This is a genomic window from Nonomuraea sp. GTA35 (assembly GCF_041950525.1).
In the GTDB taxonomy this organism is placed as follows: domain Bacteria; phylum Actinomycetota; class Actinomycetes; order Streptosporangiales; family Streptosporangiaceae; genus Nonomuraea.
Genome location: NZ_JBGNUV010000002.1, coordinates 518,315 through 541,925, shown reverse-complemented (window position 1 = coordinate 541,925; position 23,611 = coordinate 518,315). Strand labels below are relative to the sequence as shown.

General features: G+C 75.5%; 16 protein-coding genes. 5 read left to right on the top strand and 11 right to left on the bottom strand.

Translation table 11 applies throughout. The features are described 5' to 3' along the window. Position 1: 1 nt before the first annotated feature. A complete protein-coding gene (locus ACBJ32_RS09180) occupies positions 2-883 on the bottom strand; it encodes a diacylglycerol/lipid kinase family protein (RefSeq protein ID WP_375126355.1) in 882 nt (293 codons plus the stop codon). A 106-nt stretch (positions 884-989) separates the two neighbouring features. On the opposite strand from ACBJ32_RS09180, the gene ACBJ32_RS09175 reads away from it, so the two are divergent. The 3 genes from ACBJ32_RS09175 to ACBJ32_RS09165 are packed head-to-tail and all read left to right on the top strand — an operon-like array spanning position 990 to position 3,740. Then, positions 990-1,667, top strand: a complete 678-nt coding sequence (locus tag ACBJ32_RS09175; RefSeq protein WP_375126354.1) for a DUF2271 domain-containing protein — start codon at positions 990-992, stop codon at positions 1,665-1,667. Between the two features lies 1 nt (position 1,668). Continuing rightward, positions 1,669-2,553 carry an FAD:protein FMN transferase gene (locus ACBJ32_RS09170; RefSeq protein WP_375126353.1) on the top strand — a complete coding sequence of 295 codons (885 nt, stop codon included), beginning with the start codon at positions 1,669-1,671 and terminating at the stop codon, positions 2,551-2,553. Then, positions 2,550-3,740 (top strand): ferric reductase-like transmembrane domain-containing protein, encoded by a 1,191-nt coding sequence (locus ACBJ32_RS09165; RefSeq protein WP_375126352.1) that lies wholly within the window; start codon positions 2,550-2,552, stop codon positions 3,738-3,740. The genes ACBJ32_RS09170 and ACBJ32_RS09165 overlap by 4 nt, the downstream gene beginning before the upstream one ends. Here the strand turns inward: ACBJ32_RS09165 and ACBJ32_RS09160 are convergent. Next, positions 3,635-4,504: a BTAD domain-containing putative transcriptional regulator gene (locus ACBJ32_RS09160; protein ID WP_375126351.1), complete on the bottom strand. Its 870-nt coding sequence runs from the start codon at positions 4,502-4,504 to the stop codon at positions 3,635-3,637. The genes ACBJ32_RS09165 and ACBJ32_RS09160 overlap by 106 nt on opposite strands. 218 nt (positions 4,505-4,722) lie before the next feature. Between ACBJ32_RS09160 and ACBJ32_RS09155 the strand changes: the two genes are divergently transcribed. Together ACBJ32_RS09155 and ACBJ32_RS09150 are read left to right on the top strand one after the other, a co-directional pair. Continuing rightward, positions 4,723-6,318: an FAD-dependent monooxygenase gene (locus ACBJ32_RS09155; protein ID WP_375126350.1), complete on the top strand. Its 1,596-nt coding sequence runs from the start codon at positions 4,723-4,725 to the stop codon at positions 6,316-6,318. Beyond that, positions 6,305-7,231, top strand: a complete 927-nt coding sequence (locus tag ACBJ32_RS09150; RefSeq protein ID WP_375126349.1) for a cyclase family protein — start codon at positions 6,305-6,307, stop codon at positions 7,229-7,231. Before ACBJ32_RS09155 ends, ACBJ32_RS09150 begins: the two co-directional genes overlap by 14 nt. Positions 7,232-7,273: 42 nt before the next feature. Here ACBJ32_RS09150 and ACBJ32_RS09145 read toward each other — a convergent pair whose 3' ends face one another. The 9 genes from ACBJ32_RS09145 to ACBJ32_RS09105 are packed head-to-tail and all read right to left on the bottom strand — an operon-like array spanning position 7,274 to position 23,520. Further along, the gene (locus tag ACBJ32_RS09145) at positions 7,274-7,648 is read right to left on the bottom strand and encodes a hypothetical protein (protein ID WP_375126348.1); all 375 of its coding nucleotides are present in this window, start codon (positions 7,646-7,648) and stop codon (positions 7,274-7,276) included. Positions 7,649-7,671: 23 nt separating this feature from the next. Beyond that, positions 7,672-9,093: a hypothetical protein gene (locus tag ACBJ32_RS09140; protein ID WP_375126347.1), complete on the bottom strand. Its 1,422-nt coding sequence runs from the start codon at positions 9,091-9,093 to the stop codon at positions 7,672-7,674. Then, complete coding sequence (locus tag ACBJ32_RS09135; protein ID WP_357866865.1) at positions 9,093-9,593, bottom strand: thioesterase family protein; 501 nt, start codon at positions 9,591-9,593, stop codon at positions 9,093-9,095. Before ACBJ32_RS09135 ends, ACBJ32_RS09140 begins: the two co-directional genes overlap by 1 nt. Beyond that, entirely contained in the window at positions 9,566-10,933 is a 1,368-nt protein-coding gene (locus tag ACBJ32_RS09130; protein ID WP_375126346.1) for an MFS transporter, read from the bottom strand. The genes ACBJ32_RS09135 and ACBJ32_RS09130 overlap by 28 nt, the downstream gene beginning before the upstream one ends. Further along, positions 10,930-11,868, bottom strand: a complete 939-nt coding sequence (locus ACBJ32_RS09125; protein ID WP_375126345.1) for an AfsA-related hotdog domain-containing protein — start codon at positions 11,866-11,868, stop codon at positions 10,930-10,932. Before ACBJ32_RS09125 ends, ACBJ32_RS09130 begins: the two co-directional genes overlap by 4 nt. Then, complete coding sequence (locus ACBJ32_RS09120; protein ID WP_375126344.1) at positions 11,865-12,617, bottom strand: thioesterase II family protein; 753 nt, start codon at positions 12,615-12,617, stop codon at positions 11,865-11,867. Before ACBJ32_RS09120 ends, ACBJ32_RS09125 begins: the two co-directional genes overlap by 4 nt. A gap of 4 nt (positions 12,618-12,621) precedes the next feature. Next, entirely contained in the window at positions 12,622-15,609 is a 2,988-nt protein-coding gene (locus ACBJ32_RS09115; protein WP_375126343.1) for a type I polyketide synthase, read from the bottom strand. Further along, a complete protein-coding gene (locus ACBJ32_RS09110; protein WP_375126342.1) occupies positions 15,602-21,814 on the bottom strand; it encodes an SDR family NAD(P)-dependent oxidoreductase in 6,213 nt (2,070 codons plus the stop codon). The genes ACBJ32_RS09115 and ACBJ32_RS09110 overlap by 8 nt, the downstream gene beginning before the upstream one ends. Next, a complete protein-coding gene (locus tag ACBJ32_RS09105; protein WP_375126341.1) occupies positions 21,811-23,520 on the bottom strand; it encodes a fatty acyl-AMP ligase in 1,710 nt (569 codons plus the stop codon). The genes ACBJ32_RS09110 and ACBJ32_RS09105 overlap by 4 nt, the downstream gene beginning before the upstream one ends. Between the last annotated feature and the right edge of the window lie 91 nt (positions 23,521-23,611).

The following is a 23,611-nucleotide window of genomic DNA, read 5'->3' as shown; positions in this document are numbered from 1 at the left end:
CTCAGTCCTCGGGCAGGCAGACGGTCAGCGCGCCCGCGGCGACCTCGGCCTTGAACCGGGTGGTGAGCCCGCGCTCGCCGCCGTCGAGCTCGAACCGCAGCGGGCGGCCGAAGCGGGCCGAGACCTTCCTGGCGCGCGAGACCCGCACGAGCGGCGAGCCGTCGGAGCGGCCCGCGGCCATCCTGGCGAGCACCCGCGCCCACTGCACCGGGCCCTTGGCGGTGGTGATGCCCACCTCCAGCCAGCCGTCGTCCGGCCGGGCGTCGTCGAAGGCCTCGACGCCGGCGGCGATCGTGCTCACGTTGCCCAGCAGCAGGCAGCTCGCCCGGCCCTCGAACCAGGTCGTCCCGTCCAGCTTGATCTTCATCGGCACCCGCGGCCCGCCGACGTGCCGCACGGCCGCCCTGAAGTAGCTCAGCTTGCCGAAGCGCTGCTTGGCCTGCCCGTCCACGTCGGCGATCATCTCGGCCTCGAACCCGGCACCCGCCATCACCGCGAAGTGCTCGCCGTTCAGCACGCCCAGGTCCAGCTTCTCGCGCCGCCCGTGGAAGCCGATGCGCACGGCTCGCGCCAGGTCGGCGGGGATGCCGAGGTTGGCGGCGAACAGGTTCGCGGTGCCGGCCGGGAGGATGGCCATCGGCACGCCCGAGCCCGCCAGCGCGTCGGCGCAGCGCTGCACCATGCCGTCGCCGCCCCAGACGAACACCAGCTCGGCGCCCTCGTCGAGCGCCTTGCGCACCTTCTTGCCGGCTTTCCTGCTCTTCGACACCTCGTGCCAGAGGACGTCGCCGACGTCCTGCTCGCTGATGAGCACGCGGAGCGCGTCCAGGCCTGCGCCCAGCGTCTTCTTGCGGTGTGCCACGACGGCCACGATGGGGGGCATGGGCTCGGCACTACCCTGGGCGCGCGCGGATATCCCTGTGGCGGGATCCATCCCGTCGCGAGAATAGGTAGTGTTGATGCACACTATCCATCAGGAAAGGGCAACCATGTCGGAGCGGACGAGCCGACTGATCGTGCCGATCGTCGTCATCACCGGAGTGGCCACGACCGCGACCGCCGCCTACCTCGCCTACCGCCCCGAGCCGCCGCCCGCCTCGCCCGCGGGCCTCACCTGGTCGGTGCCGGTCACCGGACGCCTGGGCCTGGTGCGCATCGACTACCAGCTCAACCGGTTACCCCGGCTGGCCAGCAACCAGCTCGCCATCTGGATCGAGGACGCGCAGGGGCGTTACGTGCGCACCCTGTTCGCCACCAGCTTCACCGCCAACGGCGGCTTCGAGCGCAGGCCCATGTCGCTGCCCCTGTGGCGCGAGGCGTCCGGGTGGGAGTCGGCCACCGACAGCGAGGTCAAGGCGGCCAGCCGCCCCGCCCAGGAGAGCGGCAGGCAGAGCGTCTACTGGGACACCACCGACCGCAGCGGCAAGCCGGTCCCGCCGGGTTCGTACACCTATCGTGTGGAGGGCAATGTGGTGTGGGAGAAACGGGTGCTGTTCACCGGCTCCATCGAGGTCGGGAACGCGCCGCACGCCTCCCGGCCGCGGGTGGAGTTCCTGCCGGCGGACACCGGGCAGGAGCCCGCGCTCGTCGCCGACGTCCGCGCCGGCTACTCCCCGGGCCGGCGGCTGCCCGCCGGCGCCGTCACGACGTTCACGAGGGGGTCGTGAGATGAAGGTCCTGCGCGACCGGGTGATGGGCACCGACCTCATGCTCGTCCTGCCGGCGCGGCAGCACGCCCCGGTGCTGGAGTGGCTGCGCACCGTGGAACGCACCTTCAGCCGCTTCGACCCCGGCAGCGACACCAGCCGCGTCAACGCGGGCGGCCCGGTCGCCGTCTCGGAGCTGTTCCTGGCGGCGCTCGACGAGGCCTGCCGCTACCTCGACGCGACCGGCGGCCTGTTCAGCCCCTTCCTCGGCGCCGAGCTCGCCCGGCTCGGCTACGACACCGACTTCGCGCTGGTGGGCACGCCCGAGGTGGCCCCCGCGCCGCTCCCCGCGCAAGCTGCCGCCGTGCACATCGATCACGACCACCGCACCGTGACGCTCTCGCCCGGCCTCGCGGTCGACCTCGGCGGGTTCGTCAAGGGATGGAGCGTGCAGCGGGCCGCGCAGACGCAGCGCGAGGCCGGGCGGGTGCCGTACGGGATGATCGACGCGGGCGGAGACCTGGTCGCCTGGCGGCCGGAGGGCGGCAGGCCCTGGCGGATCGGCGTCGAGCACCCGCTGCGCGAGCGGCCGGTCGGCGTGCTGGAGCTGCCCGCCGGCACGGTGGCGGTGGCCACGAGCAGCGTCGTGCGGCGCAGCTGGCGCGACCGGGCCGGCACCGTGCTGCACCACATCGTCGACCCGCGCACCGGCGCGCCGGCCGGCTCCGACTGCGCGCAGGCCACCGTCATGACCGGGGACCTGGCCGCCGACGAGGTGTACGCCACCTGCCTCGTCCTGCTCGGCACCCGGGAGGGGCCGCAGTGGCTGGCCGGGCAGGACCCGGACGCGCGCTGGATCACCGTCGACCGCGACGGCCGGGTGCGCTCCTCGGTGGCGACGGCATGACCCGCGCCGCGATCGCGGGAGCCGTCTCGTTCCTCCCGCTGCTTCCCCTCGCCCTGCGGGCGTCCGACCTCGGCGACGTGGCCAACCTGATCGGCCTGGCCGGCACGCTCGTCATGTGGTGGCAGGTGCTGCTCGGCGTGCGCCAGATCTCCCACCGGCTGGGGGACGACCGGCTGGCCGCCGTGTCGCTGCACCGGTGGCTGGGCGGGTGCGGCGCGTTCCTCGTGCTGCTCCACCCGCTGCTGGAGACCGTCGTCGACCGGCAGGACTGGGCCTACGTGCTGGTGCCCGACTTCACGTGGGCCGAGTCGGCGTACGCCTCGATGGGGCGCCTGGCCTTCATCATGTTCCTGGTGCTCTGGCTGACCAGCACGCTGGCGCGCTACCTGATCAGGCACCGGGTCTGGCGGTACGCGCACTACCTGTCGTACCCGCTGCTGGCGCTGGTGTTCGTGCACTCCTGGGGGCTGGGCAGCTTCCTCGCCGAGACGCCGTGGCTGCAGGCGTACTGGCTGGTGCTGGCCGTGGTGTTCGCCGGGGTGGTGGTCTGGCGGCTGTCGGTGTCGCGCTGGGCGGTGCCGTACCGGCTGGTCAGGGTCGAGCGGCTGTCACCGACCGTCTCCGCCTACACGTTCAGGCCGCTGGGCCGCGCGCTCGACCCCCTGCCGGGGCAGTTCTGCTACCTGCGGACCAGCCTGGCCAGCCGTGCCCACCCCTTCAGCGTCGTACGCGGCGGCACGGAGCTGACCTTCGCCGTCAAGGACGCCGGCTCGTTCACCGAGCGGCTGCGCGCTCTCGCGCCGGGCGCGGTCGTCCACCTCGACGGCCCCTACGGCGCCTTCACCCGCCAAGCCCTGGCCGGGCCCCGCCGGCCGGCGGTGCTGATCGCGGGCGGCATCGGCGTGACCCCCTTCGTGGAGCTGGTGCGGCAGGGCGACGACCTGCCGCTGTCGCTCGTCCACGTGGTGGCCTCGCCGCAGGAGGCGGTGTTCGCCGCGGAGCTGCGCCACCGCCTCGGCGAGCGCTACCAGGAGGTGGTGCGGCCCGACCGGCCCGCCATCCCGGTCACGCCGCGCGCCCGCTACTTCATCTGCGGCAGCCCCCGCTTCGTCGAGACGACGGCCGCGGGCCTGCGGGCGAGCGGCGCGCGCAGGGACCAGTTGTACACCGAGCGGTTCGACTGCTGATCGGCCGGTGCCTGCCCGGCGTCCGCCAGGATCCCGTGCTGGAGCCGCCTGGCCTCCGCCGACGGCTCCAGACCGAGCTCCTCGTCCAGGATCCTGCGCAGGTCGTGGTAGGCGAGCAGGGCCTCGCCCCGCCGCCCGCACCTGCACAGGCACTCGATGAGGCGCAGGTGGTACCACTCGTTCAGCGGGTTCCTGGCGATCAGCGTGCGCAGCTCCGCCACCAGCTCCCGGTGGTGGCCGAGCCGCAGGTCCGCCTCCAGCCGCAGCTCGACGGCGCGGTTGCGGATCTCCTCCAGGTAGGTGAGATGCCGGGCCACGACAGGCCCGGGCGTGACGTTGGCCAGCGCGCGCCCCCGCCACAGGCTCAGCCCGTCACGCAGCCGCCGGGACGCCTTCTCCGTGGCGCCGGAGCTCATGAGCTGCCGGCCCTCGGCGACCGAGTCGGCGAACGCCTCCGCGTCGAGCTGCCCCGGCTCGACCCGCAGCAGGTACCCGGTCGGCTCGGTGACCAGCATGTCGGCCACCGCGCGGGTGGCAGGCTGGGCGGCCAGCGCCGAGCGCAGGTTGTAGACGTGGGTGCGGATCGCGCCGACCCCCCCGCCGCGACCCTCCCACAGCTCCTCGGCGAACGTCTCCACGTCGACGACCTCGTTGGCGCGAAGCAGCAGCAGCGCCAGGACCTGGCGTGCCTTGCGGCCCTTGGGCAGGGATGAATCGGCTTGCGTGCGCACTTCCAGTGGACCGAGAACATTGAATTTGATCATCAAGTGCTCTATTCCCCGTCATTTGCGTACTCTCGAGAGAGAGCCGTTCTGTCGGATGGTACGACGGCCGTCGCGTTCCACCCGGCCGCCCGGCGGCGCACGCTGCCCCAAAGCGGAAGGGGCATGTTTCCTTCGATACATGGGCTGACCCGTTAGATTCAGCCGCTGTCACCCTTCGCTGGAGTCGGCCAGGACCACCCCCGGCCTACGGTGACGCGGTGGACACCGAGAAGATCTCCCTGCCCGTCCTGGTCGTGGGCGCCGGCCCCACCGGACTGGCTCTCGCGACAGAGCTCCGCAGGCAGGGCATCACCTGCCGGATCATCGACCGTTCCCTCGACAGGCCCGCCCACCAGGCCAGAGCCGTGGCGATGTGGCCGGGCGCGCTGGACGTCCTGGCCCGGCACGGCACGGCCGACGGCGTGATCGCCGCCGGCCTGCGGATGAGCGCCGCCCGCTACTGGTCGGGCGCCAGGAACGTGGCGACCGTGCGCCTCGGCGACTGGCGCAACGGCGGCCCCACCATGCTGGGCATCACGCAGCCCGCCGTCGAGGCCGTCATGGTCGCCAGGCTGCGCGAGCTGGGGGTGGCGGTGGAGTGGCGTACGGAACTCGTCGGGCTCACCGACCACGGCGACCACGTCGGCGTGCGGCTCGACGGCCCCGACGGGCTCGAGGAACTCACCACCGCCTACGTGGTCGGCTGCGACGGCGCGCACAGCGCCGTCCGCGAGCTGTCCGGCATCCCCTTCGCGGGCACCACCTACACGCAGAGCTTCATCCTCGGCGACGGCACCGTCTCCAGCGCCGTCCCGCGCGGTGAGGCGCACTACCACCTGCACCCCGACGGCGTGCTCGTGCTGGTGTCGCTGCCGGGCGGCGGCCTGCGCGTCTTCGCCGACGCCAGCACGGCCGGCAGGCTCGACTCCGCGCCCAGCGCCGAGGAGCTGCAGCGGCTCGCCGACGAGCGCGCCCCCTACCCGGTGCAGATCAAGGAACTGCGGTGGAGCACCCGCTTCCCCGTGCACATGCGCCAGGCCGCCGCCTACCGGGCCGGCCGCTGCCTGCTGGCGGGCGACGCCGCCCACGTGCACAGCCCGGCGGGCGGCCAGGGGCTCAACACCGGCATCCAGGACGCCGCCAACCTCGGCTGGAAGCTCGCCCTCGTCCTGAACGGGCACGGCGACGCCGACCGGCTGCTGGACAGCTACCAGGCCGAGCGCTCGCCCGTGGCCGCGCAGGTGCTGCGCGGCGCCCACCAGCAGACCCGGCTGTGGACCGTGCGCTCCCCGATCGGCCGCTTCCTGCGCGACGCGCTGCTCGGCCTGCTCGGCTCGGCCGGGGCGCTGGAACGCCGGTTCATCCCCAACCTGGCGCAGGACGACCTCGACTACCGCAGGAGCCCCGTGGTCGGCCCGCGCGGCGGCCGCCGCGCGATCGGCGCCCGCGGCCTGCCCGACGTCACCGTGACCCCGCTGCGCGGCGACGGCGCCCCGGTGCGGCTCAGCGACCTGCTGTCCGACCCGCGGCACACCCTGCTCGTCATGCCGGGCGTGGACCCGCTCAAGGTGCTGCCGGACCTGGAGCCGCTGGCCGACCGGGTCGTGCCGCGCGTGCTGGTGTCCAAGGGCAGCGCGTACGGCGAGCCGTACCGGGTGCCGGGCGGCTTCGCGGCGCAGGGCCCGCTGCGCGGCGCGAAGCTCGTCCTGGTCCGCCCGGACGGTTACGTCGCCGACGCCACCACCGGCGAGGACGTCGCCGCCCTGCTCGCGCCGCTGGCCGGCCGGGGGAGGTCGCCCCGTGTGCGCGCCTGAGACGATCATGGCCGCGCTGGAGGGCGAGCAGCAGCCGTTCTGCGGCAGACGGCACGCGCCTGAGGACGGCCAGGAGCCGTCCGGCGGGTGGCAGGCGGCGGAAGTCGAGCAGCAGCCGTCCGGCAGGCGGCAGGTGTTGCGCGGGGCGCTGGCCGGCCTGTTCGGCGTCGGCGCGCTCGCCGTGCTGCCCCGGCGGGCGCAGGCCGCGAGCGGGGTGCGCGCCTCCCGGGTCCTGGACCTGACGCACCCGCTCAGCCCCGACTTCCCGGTGTTCGAGATGTACGTGCGCAAGCCCGCGCGCCGCCAGGTCATGTTCGAGGACGTGATCGGCTTCAACACCGCCGAGTGGACGCTCAACGAGCACACCGGGACGCACATGGACGTGCCCGCCCACTCCAGGAAGGGCCTGCCCACCGCCGACCAGGTGCGGCCCGAGGACCTCGTCGCCCCGCTGTGCGTCGTCCGCATCGCCGAGCGCGCCGCCCGCGACAACATCACCGAGCTCACCGTCAAGGACCTGCGCGAATGGGAGCGCAGGAACGGCCCCATCCCCGAGCGCGCCTTCGTCGCCCTCGACAGCGGCTGGTACAGGAGGGTCGGCGACGCCGCGGCGTTCCTGCAGTTCGACGCGCTCGCCCAGGTGATGCGCTTCCCCGGGATCAGCCCGGAGGCCGCCGACTTCCTGATCAACCAGCGCTCCATCGTCGGCTTCGGCACCGACACCAGCAGCCTCGACGTCGGCACCAGGCGCGAGCCGCTCGTCCACCGGATGTTGCTGACCACGGGCAGGTACGGGCTGGAGAACCTGGCCGCGCTCGACACCGTGCCCGAGCGGGGCGCGCAACTGGTCGTGGGCGCGGCGAAGCTGCGCGGCGGGTTCGGCGCGCCGGTCAGGGCCCTGGCACTGCTGTAGGGCGAGGGCCCGCCGGGCCCTCGCCTCCGTCCCCCGGCACCGTCATGAGGTGACCAGGACGGTCAGCGGGATGACCTCCTCACCCGCGGCCCCGGACACGCGTACCGAGACCTCCCACACCCCGTCCATCGTGAACAGCCCGCCTGCCGCGCGGAACCGGCCGGGTGACAGGCGCCGCGCCGCCGCCTCCGGGGTGATGTGCCCCATCTGCGGCATCGTGGCCGTCACCACGACCGACTCGGCCTCGCCCCGGTCCACGACGATGTCGGCCGTGTCGCTCCCGCCGATCGTCAGGGTGACGGCGTAACGCGCGCCCGCCCCCTGCGCCGTCACCGGGCCGGGCCGCGACAGGCAGCCGACGGCGACGGTCACGGCCGCCGCGGCCAGGCAGGCGCCGGCCAGGAGACGTCTCATCACGTGCCGCCCTCCGGCCCGTCTCGTCACGTGCCGCCCTCCGATCCGACCGTGACGGTGAAGGGCACGGTCTCGATGGTGGAGTCCCTGACGTACTGCGCCCAGGCGAGGTAGGTGCCCGGGGCGGGGAAGCTGAAGGTGAAGGCCAGCGCGGTCGCGCGGGCGGGCGCGGGCGCGGCGTGCACGTGGCCGAGGAAGCCGCCCGCCCTGTCGCGCACGATCAGGTGGCCGGGCATGCCGAGCCACGGCTGGAGGCGGCCCGCCGTGCCGATCCGCATGGTGGTGGGGCGGCCCGCCACCGGCCGCGCCGGGACGATCACCGGTGCCGCGCGAGACGCTGGAGGCGTCGCCGGGCCCGCAGGGATGCCGGTGACGCCTAACGTGCCGGTGGCGTCGAGTGTGCCGGTGGCGTCGAGCGTGCCGGTGGCGTCGAGCGTGCTGGTGACCTCGAACGTGCCGGTGACGAGCTGGCCGCCGGAGCCGGTCCGTTCCAGTTCGGCGTGGGTGAGGTAGCGGCCGGGCCGGCCGGCGCGCAGGCGCACCGCCAGCCGGCCCGGGCCCAGCCTGACGGGGTGGAGGTGGCGGAAGTACGTGCCGTCGGCGCTGGTCACCACCAGGTGGGCCAGGGCCTCGTGATGCGGGACGAGGTCGTCGACCGGCCGCCCCGTGGAGCCGTCCACCAGGTCGACCAGCAGCGTGAACTCCGCGCCTGCCGCCGGCCGCGCCGGCTGCGTGCTGAACCTCCCCACCAGGTACGGCCGCCCGCCGCCTCCTGGTTCGGCCACGGGGGCGGCGCCGTCAGGGACGGGTTCGGGAAGCCGCGGGGAGAGCACCGCCACGGTGAGCGCCACCACTCCCACCAGCGCGCCCGCGCGGACGGCCGCGGCGGGGCCGCGGCGCGACGTCCCGCCCGTCAGGAGCCCGCCCACCACCAGGATCCCGGCCGCGTAGAAGCCACCGTGGATGACCAGCTCCCACGGCGACGTCACCGGGACCAGCACGCGGACCGGCAGGACCGAGCGCTCCGCCGGCGTGCGCACCTCCAGCTCGTGCGGGCCCGCCTTGAAGACCTGCACGCTCGCCCGGTACGGGCCCGCCCGGCCCGCCGCCAGCCGCACCGACGCGCGGGTCGCCCGCCCGGTCTCGGTGGAGCGCATCGTCAGCTCGACCGGCAGGTCGGGGACCGGGTGGAACGCCTCGATCTCCACGACGGCGGGTGCGGGCGTCCTGCTGACGCCCCGTACCGTGATCGTCAGCTCGGCGCCGGCGATCGTCTGGGCGAGCCGCAGGTCCGCCCCGGGAGCGACCACGTGCGCGCCGGCCGGCGCCGGCCACAGCGCGAGGACAAGGAGCAGCAGCAGCGGCAGGAGGAGCAGCGGCCGCGGCGGTGGGGGAAGCAACAGCGGCCGGCGGGGCAGCCGCTGCGGCTTCAGGGACAGGATCCGCATCAGTGCAGGTAACGCTTGAGGAAGGTGCGCTCGGGGATGGTGAAGCGCCGCGGCTTGGCGGTGTGCGGGTCGAAGGCCATGATCGTCGAGCGGGCCTCGGCGAACACCCCCTCGTCCGAGCAGATCTCCGCGGCCAGCTCGCAGCTGACCCGGTTCACCTTGGTCACCCACGACTCGATCCGCACCGAGCCGTGGCGGAACCTGAGCGGCCTGCGGTAGTCGACCTCGTGCCGCACGATCGCGACCCCCACGGCGGGCAGTCCGCTGCGGTCCTCCGGCGGCGTGCCCGCGTAGTCGAGGAAGAGGGCGATCCGGGCGTCCTCCAGGTACTCCAGGAAGCGCACGTTGTTGACGTGGCCGTGGGCGTCGATGTCGGAGAAGCGCACCTGGCGGTGGTAGATGTGCCGCCTGGGCGTGTGCCGGACCTCGATCGGGCGGGCGGGGGCCGTGAGCTGGGTGACGGCCTCGGTCATCAGACTCTTGATCGCGTGGGTGTCCATGGTGCTCCCGGTCGTTGGGGTGAAGGTCGTCGGGTGGTCATGGAGCGGAAGGGGGTCAGGGCGAGCGCCGCCACGGCGGCGGCGCCGAGCCCGGGCAGGAGCGCGGTGCCCACCCCGGCTCGCGCGAAGCCCTCGGCCGCCCAGAGGGTGGCGGCCAGGGCCGGGCCCAGGACGTAGCCGAGGCCGCGGGCCAGCTGGAGGTGGCTTGCCGCACGGTCGAGTGCGCCACCGGTCAGGATCAGGGAGTGGGCGGGGCCGCCGTACAGGCCCATCCCGGCGCCCACCACGGCGAGCCGGAACGCCACCTCGGCGGCGGACCACGCGGGGGAGAGGGGCAGCAGGAGCGCCAGCCCGGCGGCGGCCAGCGCGGCGCCGGCCAGGGTGACGGCGCGGGGGCCGATCCGGCGGGCCAGGCGGGTGCCGGTCACGGCGCCCGCGACGAGCGCTGCGGGGAGGGCGATCACGGTCAGGCCCACCAGGGGGAGGGCGGACTGCATGGTCCGGCCCTGGAAGAGGAAGAACGGGCACAGCACGACGACCAGCGCGTCCAGGGCGGCGAGCATGGTGACGGCGAGCAGGGCCGGCGTGCGTGCGGCTGGGGGCCGGGTCGGGGAGGTGGCCGGAAGGGCGGCTGGGGAGGTAGCCGGGAAGGTGGCAGGGGTCGCTGCCGGTGCGCCGGGGATGCGGGCGGTGAGGGCGAGGAGACAGAGCGGGACCGGCAGGAGGAGCAGCAGTCGCCAGCCGAGCGGGCTCACCAGCCCACCGCCCGCCGCCGCCCCGACGAACCCGCCGAGCGTGGCGCAGACGGCCGCGACCGCCAGCCCTCCGACGCTGCTGTCCCGCCGCCCACCCGCCTCCTCGGACGCGCGCGCTGCGCCGGACTCCGCCGTACCACGCCTCGCCGCCCCGGCGCTCGTAGGCTCCGGCCTCGGTCCGGGCGCCGTCGGTCCGGCGCCCTCGGGCTTCGGGCCTGGGCCCGACACGGCCAGGACGGTGGTCAGGATCGTGAGGAGGGCGGCGAAGGCGGCGAGCAGGAGGCGGCCGGCGAGGAGCGTGACGATCTCGGGAGCCAGCGCGCACAGCAGCGCCGCCACCGCGAACCCCGCCGAGCCCGCGAGCAGCGCCCGCCGCAGGCCCAGCCGCCGCTGGAGGCGCCCGACGACGGGGATGAGCAGGACGGAGGCCAGCGCGTAGCCGAGGACGACCCAGCGGCTGACCGCGAAGGTGACGCCGAGGTCGCGTTCGATCGCGGGCAGGACGACGTTCCCGGCGCTCAGGGTGAGCGTCAGGGCGAAGGCGATCAGCCCGGCGGCCACGACCGGGGAACGCAGGCGGCTCATGCCGGGTACGGCCCGAGCTCGATGCCCGCCGTCGCGAGCCGCTTGCCGTACTGGTGCAACTCCAGCGCGACGGTGACGCGCCCGCCGGCCGCCCCCGTCACCTCGGCCGAGCACTCCAGCAGCGCCCCGAACTCGCCGAAGGACCCGAAGGTCGTCGAGCAGCCGAGCACGGCGGCGGCCGGCGAGGCCAGCTCCCCGGACCGCACCGCCGCGACCACCGCAGCCTGCCGGAACCCCTCGACGATGAACGGACCGGGCACGTGGTCGTAGGCGTGGTCGAAGTAGGACGGGTGGGTGGTGTCGATCACGTACGGGAAGCGCTCCCCGTCACCGATGACCACGTTGCGCCGATCGCGCCGCCCGACGAGCGCCGGGTCCAGCGGCGTGACGGCGCTCGCGGCCGGGTCCGGCGGCGGCTTGCTCGCCTGCTGGAACTCGCGCAGCGCCGCGTAGTCCGCCTTGCCGAAGAAGACCACGTCCCCGTTGAAGCTCATGGCGGTGGACGACCCGACCGTCAGCTCCCCGGACAGCGTCAGGTCGCCCAGCTCGCCGCCCCTGGACTTGTTGTCCACCTGGTAACGCAGGACCCCCTGCAACGGCGACCGCTCGTCGTCGCGGTAGGCGGCCAGGTCGTGGACGCGGAACTGCCAGCGCAGCAGGCTGAACGGCAGCCCGACCGGCACGCCGAAGTACCGGTGCAGCACGACGAACGACCCCTGCCGGGCCGCCTCGGCCGTGCAGAACGGGTCGTGGAAGGGGACGAGCCGGTCGAACCAGAGGCTGTGCGCGCGCGGCACCTGCACGGCCACCAGGAAGTCGCCGTCCGGCCCGGGAGCGGAGTCGGTGACGAACACCTCGCCCACCGCCTGCCTGTGGGCCAGCGAGCGCGGCACCGTCTGGTCGAAGGTCAGCTTTCCGTACAGGTCAGAGGTCACGACGAACTCCTCGTCAGAGCGTGGCGGGGCACCAGGCAGCGCCAGAGCGTGTCCAGCACCTGGCGTTCGGCGGCGTCGAGGTAGAAGTGGCCGCCGGGGAAGCGCGCGGAGGAGAACGCGCCGCTGGTGTGGCGGCGCCAGGCGGACAGCTCGGCCTCCGGGACCGTCGGGTCGTCCGTGCCGCCGAGCGCCGTGATCGGGCACGACAGCGGCGGCCCGGGCCGGAAGACGTAGGAGACGGCCAGCTCCAGATCGGCGCGCAGCACCGGCGCGAACAGCCGCAGCAGCTCGGGCGAGTCGCGCAGCGCCGCCGGGATGCCCTGGTAGACGCGGTCGACGGCGTCGATCAGCTCCTCGTCGCCGTCCGGCAGCGTCAGCGGGTACGGCGTGGCGGGCGTGGCGCGGGCGGAGACCACGAGGTGCTCGGGCGCCCGCCCGGCCAGCGTCAGCGCGCGCCCCACCTCGAAGGCCAGCAGCGCGCCCAGGCTGTGCCCGAACAGCGCCACCGGCCCGGGCACCTGGTCGAGCACGGCGTCGGTGATCTCGGCGACGAGCGGGCTCCACCGGCGGGCGAACGGCTCGCTCACCCGGGTGGCGCGGCCGGGCAGCGTCGCCCCCCACACCTCCACGTCCGGGGCCAGGCCGGCGACCCAGCGGCGGAACATCCCCGGCTGCCCGCCGGAGTGCGGGAAGCAGATCAGGCGCAGCGCGGCGGCCGGGTTCTCGCCGAGGCAGGTCAGTGCGGTCACGGGCTCAGCTCTCCTTCGCGATCATGGTGGCCAGGTCGCGTGCCGTGCCGCCGTGCATGACGCGGAGCAGCGCCTGCAGCGGCACCGTGACGCCGAGCTCGCTCTCCGCCTGGCCCTTCAGCTCGACGATCACCAGCGAATCGAGGGCGAAGTCCGCCAGCGGCCGGTCCTCGGGCACCTGCTCGACGTCGTCGAGGCCGAGGGCGTCGGCGATGCGCCGCCGTACGAACAGGGCGATCGTCGCGGTGCGCTCGGCCTGCGGCACGGCCGTGACCAGGTCGGCCCGCTGCGTCGCCTCTCCCAGCCAGTGGCGGCGCCGCTGCCAGGGGTAGGCGGGCAGCGGAACGTCGGCGGGCGCGGCGCCGAGCACCGCCTCCCAGTCCACCTCCAGCCCGGCGCGGTAGAGGTCGGCCAGCGAGCGGTCCAGGGTGGCGGACGCCGGCTGGCCGCGCCGCAGGCTGCCCACGGCCCGGTAGCGGACACCGGCCTCCTCCAGCGTCTCGCCGAGGTCGCGCAGCAGCACCGGATGCGGGCCGAGCTCGACGAACACCGTCACGCCGGTGGCCGCGACCGCGGAGACGGCGGGCGAGAAGCGCACCGCGTCGCGCAGGTTGCGTCCCCAGTGCGCAGCGCCGAGCTGTCCCGGCTGGACGAGGGCGCCGGTCACGGTGGAGTACATCGGCACCGTGCAGGGGCCGGGCCGCAGGTCCGCCAGCTCGGCGGCCAGCCGCTCGTCCTGCCCGTCGAGCATCGGGCTGTGGAAGCCGTAGCGGCTGGGGAGCCGGCGCACGCTCGCGCCGAGCCGTTCCGCGGCGTCGCAGACGGCCACCACGGCCTGCCGCTCGCCGGCGACGACGGTGGAGCGCGGCCCGTTCACCGCGCCGATCCCCACCCGGCCACCGGTCCGCGCGGAGGAGCCCCCGGGCGACGCGAAGCCGCCGGAGCCGATCAGCTCGCGCACCCGGTCGGGCGGCAGCGAGATGCTGGCCATGGCGCCGCCCGCCGCGCCCTCCTCGGCCCTCCGCGCCCGGCGCAGCAGCAGGTCGAACGCCTGGGCGCGGTCCAGCGCCCCGGCCGCGTACGCCGCGGTGACCTCGCCCATGCTGTGGCCGGTCACCGCCGACGGCTCGATCCCCCAGGACCGCCACAGCGCGGCCAGCCCGAGCTGCAGCGCGCCGATCGCCACCTGCGCGACCTCCGTCTCGTGCAGCCGGCCGCCGTCGGCGAGCTGCTCCAGGACGGACCAGCCGGCCAGCTCGCGTACGACGGCGTCGCACTCCGCCACCTCCGCCGCGACCACCGGCTCGCGCCGCAGCAGCTCGGTCCCCATGCCGGCCCACTGCGAGCCCTGGCCGCTGAAGACGAACGCCACCCGGGGCGGGCGCGGCGGCACCGCCGGGCCGCCGCCCTCCACCTCGCCCAGCCTGGCCACGAGCTCGGCCGGGTCGGCGGCCGTCAGGCACAGCCGGTGCGCCAGGTGCGTGCGCCGCGTGCCCGCCGCCGCGCACACGGCCGCGGCGCGCACCGGATCGCATCCGGCCAGCCGCTCGGCGTACGCCCTGGCCAGCGGGGCCAGCGCGGCCGGGTCGCGGGCCGACAGCGGCAGCACGAGCTTGCCCGGCGTGGCGGCGTCGGCGCCCGCCTGCGGGGGCGGCGGCGCCTGCACGATCGCGTGGGCGTTCGCGCCGCCGAACCCGAACGAGCTGACCGCCGCCAGCGGCGCGTGCTCGCCGCGGGCCAGTCCGGTGAGCGCGGCCGGCGCCGACAGCCGGCTGCCCGCCAGGTCGATCTCCGGGTTCAGCCGCCGCAGGTGCACGTTGGGCGGCACCTGCTCGTGCTCCAGCACCAGCATGGCCTTGATCAGGCCGGTGACGCCCGCCGCGGCCTCCTGGTGGCCGAAGTTCGTCTTCACCGAGCCGAGCGCGCACGGCAGGGAGCCGCCGCCGTACACCTCGCGCAGCGCCTCCACCTCGATCGGGTCGCCCAGCGGCGTGCCCGTCCCGTGCGCCTCGATGTAGGTGACCTGCTCCGGCCGTACGCCCGCGTCGTCGAGGGCGCGGCGCAGCAGGTCCGCCTGGGCGCGCGGGTTGGGCGCGGTCAGGCCGTTGGTGCGGCCGTCGTGGTTGGCCGCCGTGCCGCGGATCACCGCGCGCACCCGCCTGCCCGCGGCCAGCGACTCCCGGGTGAGCACGAGGACGCCGCACCCCTCGGCGCGGATGATCCCGTCGGCCGCGGCGTCGAACGTGCGGCACCGGCCGCCCGGCGCCAGCGGCAGCACCTTCTCGGTGACCAGCGTGGAGATGGGGTTGAGGATGATGTTGACGCCGCCGGCCAGCGCGATGTCGCACTCGCCCTGCCTCAGTGCCCGCACCGCCAGGTGGACGGCCATCAGGGAGGAGGAGCAGGCGGTGTCCACGGCCATGCTGGGGCCGCGCAGGTCGAGCAGGTAGGACAGGCGGTTGGCCAGCACGCTGTGCGCGCCGCCCGGGGCCGTGTAGGTGTTGATCGTGCCCGGCTCGCCGTACTGGAGGGTGAGGTAGTCGCTGTTGTAGACGCCCAGGAACACGCCGGTGCCGGCGCGCTGCAGCGTCTCCAGCGGCAGGCCCGCGTCCTCCATCGCCTCCCAGGCCACTTCCAGCACGAGCCGCTGCTGCGGGTCCATCTTGGCCGCCTCGGCGGGCGAGATGCCGAAGAAGGCGGCGTCGAAGCCGTCCACGTCGGTCAGCAGCCCGGCCCAGCGGCCGTTCTCGGCGCGGTCGGCCGGCTTGGGGCGGTGGCCGTCGAGCGTGTCGACCGACGGCGTGACGGCGTCGACGCCGTCACGCAGCAGGCTCCAGAACGCCTCCAGGTCCGCCACGTCGCCCGGCAGGCGCACGCCCGCGCCGAGCACCGAGATCGGCTCGCGGGCCGCGCGCTCTGCGGCGGCCAGGCGGGCCCGGGTGTCGCGGAGTCGCACCAGGGCGCGCTCCAGGAGCTTGCGCTGGTCAGTCATGCCGTCCTCCCTTCAGGTCGAGCTCCTCGGCCAGCAGCGCGGCCAGCTCCTGCTCGTCGAGCGCGGCCAGCTCGTCGGGCACGTCCGGCTCGTCCGGCGCTTCGGGCTTGCCTGGCACGTCGGGCTTGTTGAGAAGGCTGTGTTTGCCGGGTACACCGCGCTTGCTGGACATGTCCGGCTCGGCGGTCCTGTCGTGGGCGGTGGTGGTGTCCTGTACGGCGGGGCGTTCGGCGGCGATGCGCTGGGCCAGGCCGTCGGCCAGGGCCTCCACGGTCGGGAAGGTGTAGACGACGGTGGCCGACAGCCGCAGGTCCAGCCCGGTCTCCAGGCGGGTGCGCAGCTCCATGGCCATCAGCGAGTCGAAGCCGAGCTCCTGCAGCGGGGCGGAGGTGTCCACGCTGTCGGGGGCCCGGCCGAGGACGGCGCCCACCTGCTCCAGCAGGAAGCGGCGCAGGACGTCCAGACGCCCGGCGGCGCCGGTGGCGGCCAGCGCGGCCCTCCTGATGGCGCCGCGCTCCGCGCCCGCGACCGGCCGGTCGGCGCTCACCTGCCCCTCCAGCATGCGCGCCAGGTCCGGGCTCAGACCGGCCCTGCCGAACGCCGGCCAGTCGAACGCCGCCGCCACCAGGTGCCGCCGGCCGCTGCCGAGAGCTTCCTCCAGCAGGTCCAGCGCGGCCTCGGGGGACAGCGGCGGCAGGCCGCGCGCCGCCAGCCGCTCGACGCCGCCGGCCGCCACCGCCAGGCCGGTGCCCGACCAGGTGCCCCAGTCGATGCTCTGCGCGGGCAGGCCGAGGGCGGCGCGATGTTCGGCCAGGCCGTCGAGGAACGTGTTCGCCGCCGCGTACGCGCCCTGACCCGGCGAGCCGAACAGGCCGGCCAGCGACGAGAACAGGACGAAGTGCTCCACCGGCAGGTCCGCCGTCAGCGTGTGCAGGTTCCACGCGCCCGCCGCCTTGCCCTCCAGCGCGCGGTGCAGGAGGCCGTCGTCGAGCGTGGCGATCAGCGCGTCCTCCAGGACGCCCGCCAGGTGGAACACCCCGGCGAGGTCCGCGGGGAGCGTCCTGGCGAGCTGCCCGGCGTCGGCGAGGTCGGCGAGCTCGACCCTGATCTCGGCGCCCGCCTCCCGCAGCTCGTCCAGCACGGCCCGCGCCTGCGGCCCGGGGGCGGTGCGGCCGGTCAGGACGAGCCTGCGCGCACCCTTGTCCACCAGCCGGCGCGCGACGTGCAGGCCGAGCGCGCCGAGCCCGCCGGTGATCAGGTACGGGCGGCCGGGCCTGATGGGCGCCGGGTCGCCGGACCCCGCCGGGGCCGGCACGAGCTTCGGCTCCAGCAGGCCGCCGTCGCGCACCCGCACCTGTCCCGGGGTGTCCTGTGCCCGCAGCGCCGCCACCAGGGCGTCGAGGTCGGCCCGCGTGGGCGAGCCGGGCAGGTCCGCCACCGCGGCGGCCAGCTCGGGATGCTCGTTGGCGATCACCCTGCCGAGGCCCCACACGACGGACCCCGCCGGGCCCGCCGTCAGCAGCCACAGGCGCGGCGGCCGGCCCAGCCACGTCCGGCGGAGCAGGTCCCGCGCCAGCCGGAGCGCCTCGGACGCGCGGTCGTGCAGCGCCCCCACGCCCGCCTCGGCAGCGGGCTGGGGCGGTGGGGCCGTGCCCACGTGCTCGTGCGGTGCCCGCACGTGCGCTTGCGGCGCGCCGTTGGCCTGAGGTGCGTCGCCGGTCTGTGGCGCGCCGTTGGTGTGCGGTGCGCCGCTGGTTTGCGGTGCGCTGGTGGTCGGTGGCGCGTTGCCGGTCTGCGGTGCGCTGCCGGTCTGCGGTGCGTGCTCGTGTGCCGGTGTTCCGGCGTTGTCCGTGCGGTCGTTCGGGGCGGCGCGCAGGCCGGTGCCGGTCGTGGCGCGGGTGTCCAGGACGCCGCGCAGGCCGCCGTACCGGGTGACGGCCTCGTCGAGCAGCTCGTCGAGCGGCCGGTCCCCGCCGGCGAGGAGGTACGGCTCGCCCGCCGCGGCCAGCCGTTCCGCCAGGCGTTCGCCCACCGAGGCGGGGCCGCTCGCGGGGGCCGGGTCGGCGAGCACCAGCCAGCCGCCCCCGGTCGTGACGGCGGGGCCGGGGGTCAGCGGCTGCCAGCGCAGCGTGTAGAGGCGGCCGTCCTCGGCGGGGCGGCGCCGGATCAGGCGGATGCGCAGACCGGAAACCGCCCAGATCACCTCGCCCGCAGCCGTGCCCGCCTGGCCCATAGCCGTGCCTGCCGTCTCGCCCGCCGCCGTGCCGGCTGCCGCGCCTGGCGCTGGGCCGGGCTCCGACCGTACGGTGACGTCGGCGACCAGCTCGTCCGGGGCGAGCCGGCGGATGACGGCGTGAGCCGTGCCCCGCCGCACGGCATCGCCGCCGCGCGACCACACGCGCCCGGCCCCGGCGGGCAGGGGCAGGACCCCGGCGGGAAGGGCGCCGCCCGCTGCCGCCGCGACCGTGTGGAAGCAGGCGTCGAGCAGGGCGGGGTGCAGGGGCGCACGATCGGAGTCGAGCCCGCCGGGAAGCTCGAACGTCCCGACCGCCTCCCGGTTGCCGGTACGGAGCCGGGTCAGGCCACGGAAGCGCGGGCCGTAGTCCAGTCCGGCCGCCGCCAGCCGCTCGTACAGCTCGGCCACCGGCACGTCGCCCGGCAGGTCGAGGGGAACAGCGGGGGGCGTGGGCGGGGCGGCGTTCCCGGTGACGGCGCCACGGGCGTGGACGACCGGGCCGCCGCCGCGGTCCGAGGTGATGACGAAGGAGAGCCGCCCCGGTCCTGACGGGCGCAGGGCGAGCTGGAGCCCTGGGTCGCCGTCGGCCGGGCAGGGGTGCGCGAAGACCACGTCCTCCAGCAGCACGGGCCCGGGACCGGCGGCCTCGCCGTCACGGGCCGAGGCGGCCGCCTGGGCGGCCGTCGCCAGCCAGTAGGCGCCCGGCACCAGCGGCACGCCGTCGGCGACGTGGTCGGCGAGCTCCGGCGCGCCGCCGAGCGACAGCGGCCACAGCCGCAGGCCGGGCTCGGCGCCCACGTTCAGGCGGGCACCCAGCAGCGCGCCCCCGTGACCTGACGGTACGGCGGCCGCGCCCGGCGTGGCGCGGAGCAGGGAGAAGCGCCGCCGGTCCCACCCGTGGGGCGGCAGGGGGACGTGGGCGGCGCGGGCGTACAGGGCGTCCCAGGCGACGGCGGCGCCGCCGGCGTACAGGTCGCCGAGGGCGCCGAGCAGGGCGCGGGCCTCGTGCTCGTCGCGGCGTACCGAGGAGATGATCTCGACGGGCCGGTCGAGGTGGCCGGCGAGCTCGGCCACCGAGCGGGTGAGCACCGGGTGCGGCGCCACCTCCACGAACAGCTCGTGTCCCGCGGCGATGAGCTGCTCCAGCGCGGGCGAGAAGAGCACGGGCTCGCGGACGTTGCGCCGCCAGTAGGCGGGGCCGAGCTCGGGGCCGGCAGCGGGCTCCGCCGTGACCGTCGAGTACAGCGGGGTCGTCGCGGGCCTCGGGTCGAGCCCGTCGAGCGCCGCGGACAGCTCGTCCTGCAGCGGCTCGACCTGCGGGCTGTGCGCGGCGAAGTCGACGGCGACCCGCCGGGCGAACACCCCGCGCGCCTCCAGCTCGGCGATCACCTCGTCCAGCGCCGCCGGCTCGCCGGACAGCACCGTGGCGCGCGGCCCGTTGACGGCCGCCACCGACAGCCGGTCGCGGCGGCCCGCCAGGGCGCGGTCCGCCTCCTCGGCGTCCAGCTCGACGAGCGCCAGCCCGCCCTGACCGGTGAGCCGGGTGAGCAGCCTGCTGCGCTCGCAGACGACGCGGGCGGCGTCCTCCAGCGTCAGCGCGCCGGCCACGTGCGCGGCGGCGATCTCGCCCATGCTGTGCCCGATCACCGCGGCCGGCTCGACGCCCCACGCCCGCCACGTCTCGGCCAGCGCCACCTGGTAGGCGAAGAGCGCGGGCTGCACGTGGGCGGTGCCGCGAGGGGTCAGGCCGCGTTCGTCGTCCCACAGCGGCTCGCCCAGCCGGCGGCTGATCGCGGCGTCGCACCTGCGGATCGCCGCGCGGAAGGCGGGCACGGCGGCGGCGAGCTGCTTGCCCATGCCCTCCCACTGGGCGCCCTGCCCGGGGAAGACGAGCGTGGGCCGCTGGGTCCGCCGCCTGCGCGCGTTCGCCCCGTCGCGGCCTTCCGCCAGTGCGGCCATCCCGGCCGCGAGTTCCTCCGGGGAGGCGGCGACGACGGCGGCGCGGTGGCGGTCGTGGTCGCCGCGCAGCGCCGCCGCGGCGGCCGCCTCGGCCAGCCAGGCCGTGTCGCCCGCCCTGCCGCGCGCCAGGGCGGCCAGCGCCGCCGCCCGGCGGCGCAGGGCCGCCTCGGAGCGGGCGGAGATCGGGAACAGGTGCAGTTCGGCGCCGGAGCAGGCAGGGCGGTCGGGACCCGGCCGGGGTGCCGACGACTCGCCGCCGGAGCGGGCAGGACGGGCGGGGCCCGGCTGGGGTGGCGCCGACGACAGCACGACGTGGGAGTTCGTCCCGCCGAACCCGAACGAGCTGACGCCGGCCGTCGCATGCCCCGACGGCCATGCCTCCGCCCGGTCCGCCGCGTCCGCTCGGTCCGCAGGTTCCGTCCGGTGCGTCGGCTCGGTTCGGTCCGCCGCGTCCGCTCGGTCCGCAGGTTCCGTCCGGTGCGTCGGCTCGGTTCGGTCCGCCGGAGACGTGCCGGCCTGTGGCGGCCGGCCGGGGGCCGACGGCCACGGTTCGGCGCGGTCCTGGACGACGACCGGCAGGCGGTCGAGGCCGAGCAGCGGGTTGGGCTTGGTGAAGTGGACGGTCGGCGGCAGCTCCCCGTGGTGCAGCGACAGCGCCGCCTTGATCAGCCCCGCCACGCCCGCCGCCGCCTCCAGGTGCCCGACGTTCGACTTGGCGGAGCCGATCCGCAGCGGCCGCTCCTCCGGCCGGCCGGGGCCGAGGACCGTGGCCAGGGCCGCCACCTCGATCGGGTCGCCGACCGCCGTACCGGTGCCGTGCGCCTCGACGTAACCGACCGTCGCGGGGTCGATGCCGGCGGCGGCGTAGGCCGAGCGCAGCACCTCCTCCTGGGCAGGCCGGTTCGGCGCGGCCAGGCCGTTGGTGCGCCCGTCCTGGTTGACGGCGCTGCCGTGGATCACCGCGTAGATCCGGTCACCGGCGGCCAGTGCCGCCGACAGCGGCCGCAGCAGCACCACGCCCGCGCCCTCGCTGCGCACGTAACCGTTGGCCCGGTGGTCGAACGGCTTGCACCGGCCGTCGGGCGCCATCAGCCTGCCCTTGCTGAAGCTGAGCGCGATCCGCGGGCTGGTGATGACGTTGACCCCGCCGGCGAGCGCGAGGTCCGCCTCGCCGGCGCGCAGCGCCTGGCAGGCCAGGTGCACGGCCACGAGCGAGGAGGAGCAGGCGCTGTCGACGACCATGCTGGGCCCGCGCAGGTTCAGGCAGTACGACAGCCGGTTGGCGATGACGCTGAGCGCGGCGCCGGTGCCGTCGTAGGCCTCCGGCTCGGCCCCCGAGCTGAGCAGGGAGGCGCCGTGGTCGTAGGTGGAGGCGCCGACGAAAACGCCGGCCCGCGCGCCCGACAGGCTCGACGCGGGCACGCCCGCGTCCTCCAGCGCCTCCCAGGCGACCTCGAGCAGCAGGCGCTGCTGCGGGTCCATGCGCGCGGCCTCCCGCGCGGAGATCGCGAAGAAGTCGGCGTCGAAGCTCTCCACGTCGTCGAGGAAGCCGCCCCACCGGGTGTTCATCCGGCCCGGCCGGTCGGGGTCGGGGTCGTAGAGCGCCTGGCCGTCCCACCGGTCGGCGGGCACCTCGCGGATGGCGTCCACACCCTCGCGCAGCACGTTCCAGAAGCTCTCAGGCCCGTCGGCGCCCGGCAGGCGGCAGCCGATGCCGACGATGGCGACGGGTTCGCCGCGCGCCGCGTCCGGGCGTCCGGCCTGCTGCCGCTCCGCCGACGAGGTGAGGTACGCCGCCACCGCCTCGATCGTCGGGTAGTCGTAGGCGATCGTCGGCGACAGGGACCGGCCGCTCCACCGTTCCAGATCGCCCGCGAGCTCGACCGCCTGCATGGACGAGAGCCCGAGCTGGGAGAACGGCGTGTCGGGCGACAGGTCGGCGGCCGGCGCCGACAGCAGCTCGGCCGTGCGCCGCAGCAGCCACTCGACGGTCTCCTGGTGCGTGGTCATGACGCTCCTTCGAGCTGGGGTGCGGGCGCGGCGGCCGTCAGCGTGCCGCTCTCGTAGGCCGCGCGGCAGGCCCGCCGCTGCAGCTTGCCGCTGGACGTCTTCGGCATGGTGCCGGCGGCGATCAGCACGACCTCGTCGACCTGGACGCCGTGCCCCGAGGCGACGGCGGTGCGCACGGCCGGGCCGACCTGCGCGAGCTGCTCCTCGGTGGTGCCGGGCTTGACCTCGGCCACCACGACCAGCGGCGCGTCGCCGAACGCGACCACGCAGCCGCGCCTGACCATGGGATGCGCCGTCTCGGCCGTCGCCTCCAGGTCCTGCGGGTAGTGGTTGCGCCCGCCGACGATGATCAGGTCCTTCAGCCTGCCGGAGACGAACAGCTCGCCGTCGTGCACGACGCCCAGGTCGCCGGTGCGCAGGAACGGCCCCTCGAACGTGTCGGCCAGGCGGGCGCCGAAGACCTCCGCGGTCTCCTGCGGCCTGCCCCAGTAGCCGTCGGTCACGTCGGGCCCCGCGACCCAGATCTCGCCCACGTGGCCCGGCCGCACCGGAAGGCACGTCTCCGGGTCCACGATCTCCAGCCGGCGCCGCGGGCCGGGGCGCCCGGAGCCGACGATGCGGTGGCCGCCGCCGGTGACCAGGCGGCCCTCCTGCAGCTCGCCGAGGTGCGCGTCCAGCATGACGGGGCCGCCCCCGACGGGGGAGCCGGTGGCCATCAGCGTCACCTCGGCCAGTCCGTAGCAGGGGTAGAGGGCGCGCGGGTCGAGCCCGTGCGGCGCGTACGCGGCGGTGAACGCCTCCAGGGTGCTCGCCCGCACCGGCTCGGCGCCGTTGAACGCGACCCGCAGGCTGCTCAGGTCGAGCCCCTGCCGCTCCTGCTCGGGCACGCGCCGCACGCACAGCTCGTAGGCGAAGTTCGGCCCCCCCGACACCGTCGCCCGGTAGGTGGAGATCGCCCGCAGCCAGCGGACCGGCTGCTGCACGAACGTCAGCGGCGGCATGAGCACGGCCTGGCAGCCCGCGTAGAGCGCGAGCAGCACGTTGCCGATCAGCCCCATGTCGTGGAAGAGCGGCAGCCAGCTGACGATGATCGAGTCCTGGCTGAAGCCGCCGATCTCGTGCAGCAGCCGCTCCTGGGCGAGCAGCGCGCGGTGGCTGACCATGACGCCCTTGGGCGAGGCGGTGGAGCCGGAGGTGTACTGGAGGAACGAGATGCCCGCCGGGTCGGCGGGCACCGGCCGGAAGCCGGTACGGTCCTCGCCGGCCTCGCCGGCCCCGATCCACGTCAGCGCCGCGAGCTCGGGGGAGTTGTCGCGGATGAACCGCTCGTATCCGTCGGGTCCCGCGAAGAGGACCACCCGGGGTGCGCAGTCCTGCGCGATGGCCCGCAGGTTCGCCGTTCCGCGCCGGGCGTCGAACGGCATCGGCGGATATATCGGGACGGCGATCACGCCCGCGTACTGGCAGGCCAGGAACGCGCGGATGAAATCGGCCGAGTCGGGTGCGAGGATCAGGGCGCGCTCGCCCGGCGCCGCGTGTCCGGCGAGCCGGGAGGCCAGCGCGCGGACCTCCAGATCGAGCCGGGCGAAGGTGAGCGAGTGGGATTCACGCTCGCCGTCCGGGAGAAAGCGGTAGACAGTTTGTGCGGCGTTCTCCCGGGCCCGGAAAGCGAGTAACTCCCCGAGTGTCTCTGCAAAGGGAATCATGGGCAGCAATGTAACCAGCCCGGGAAATGCTGAGAATGCCTTTGATCCGGACGTGATCGGGGTTTGATGACGGCCTGACGGCGGCCTGAGG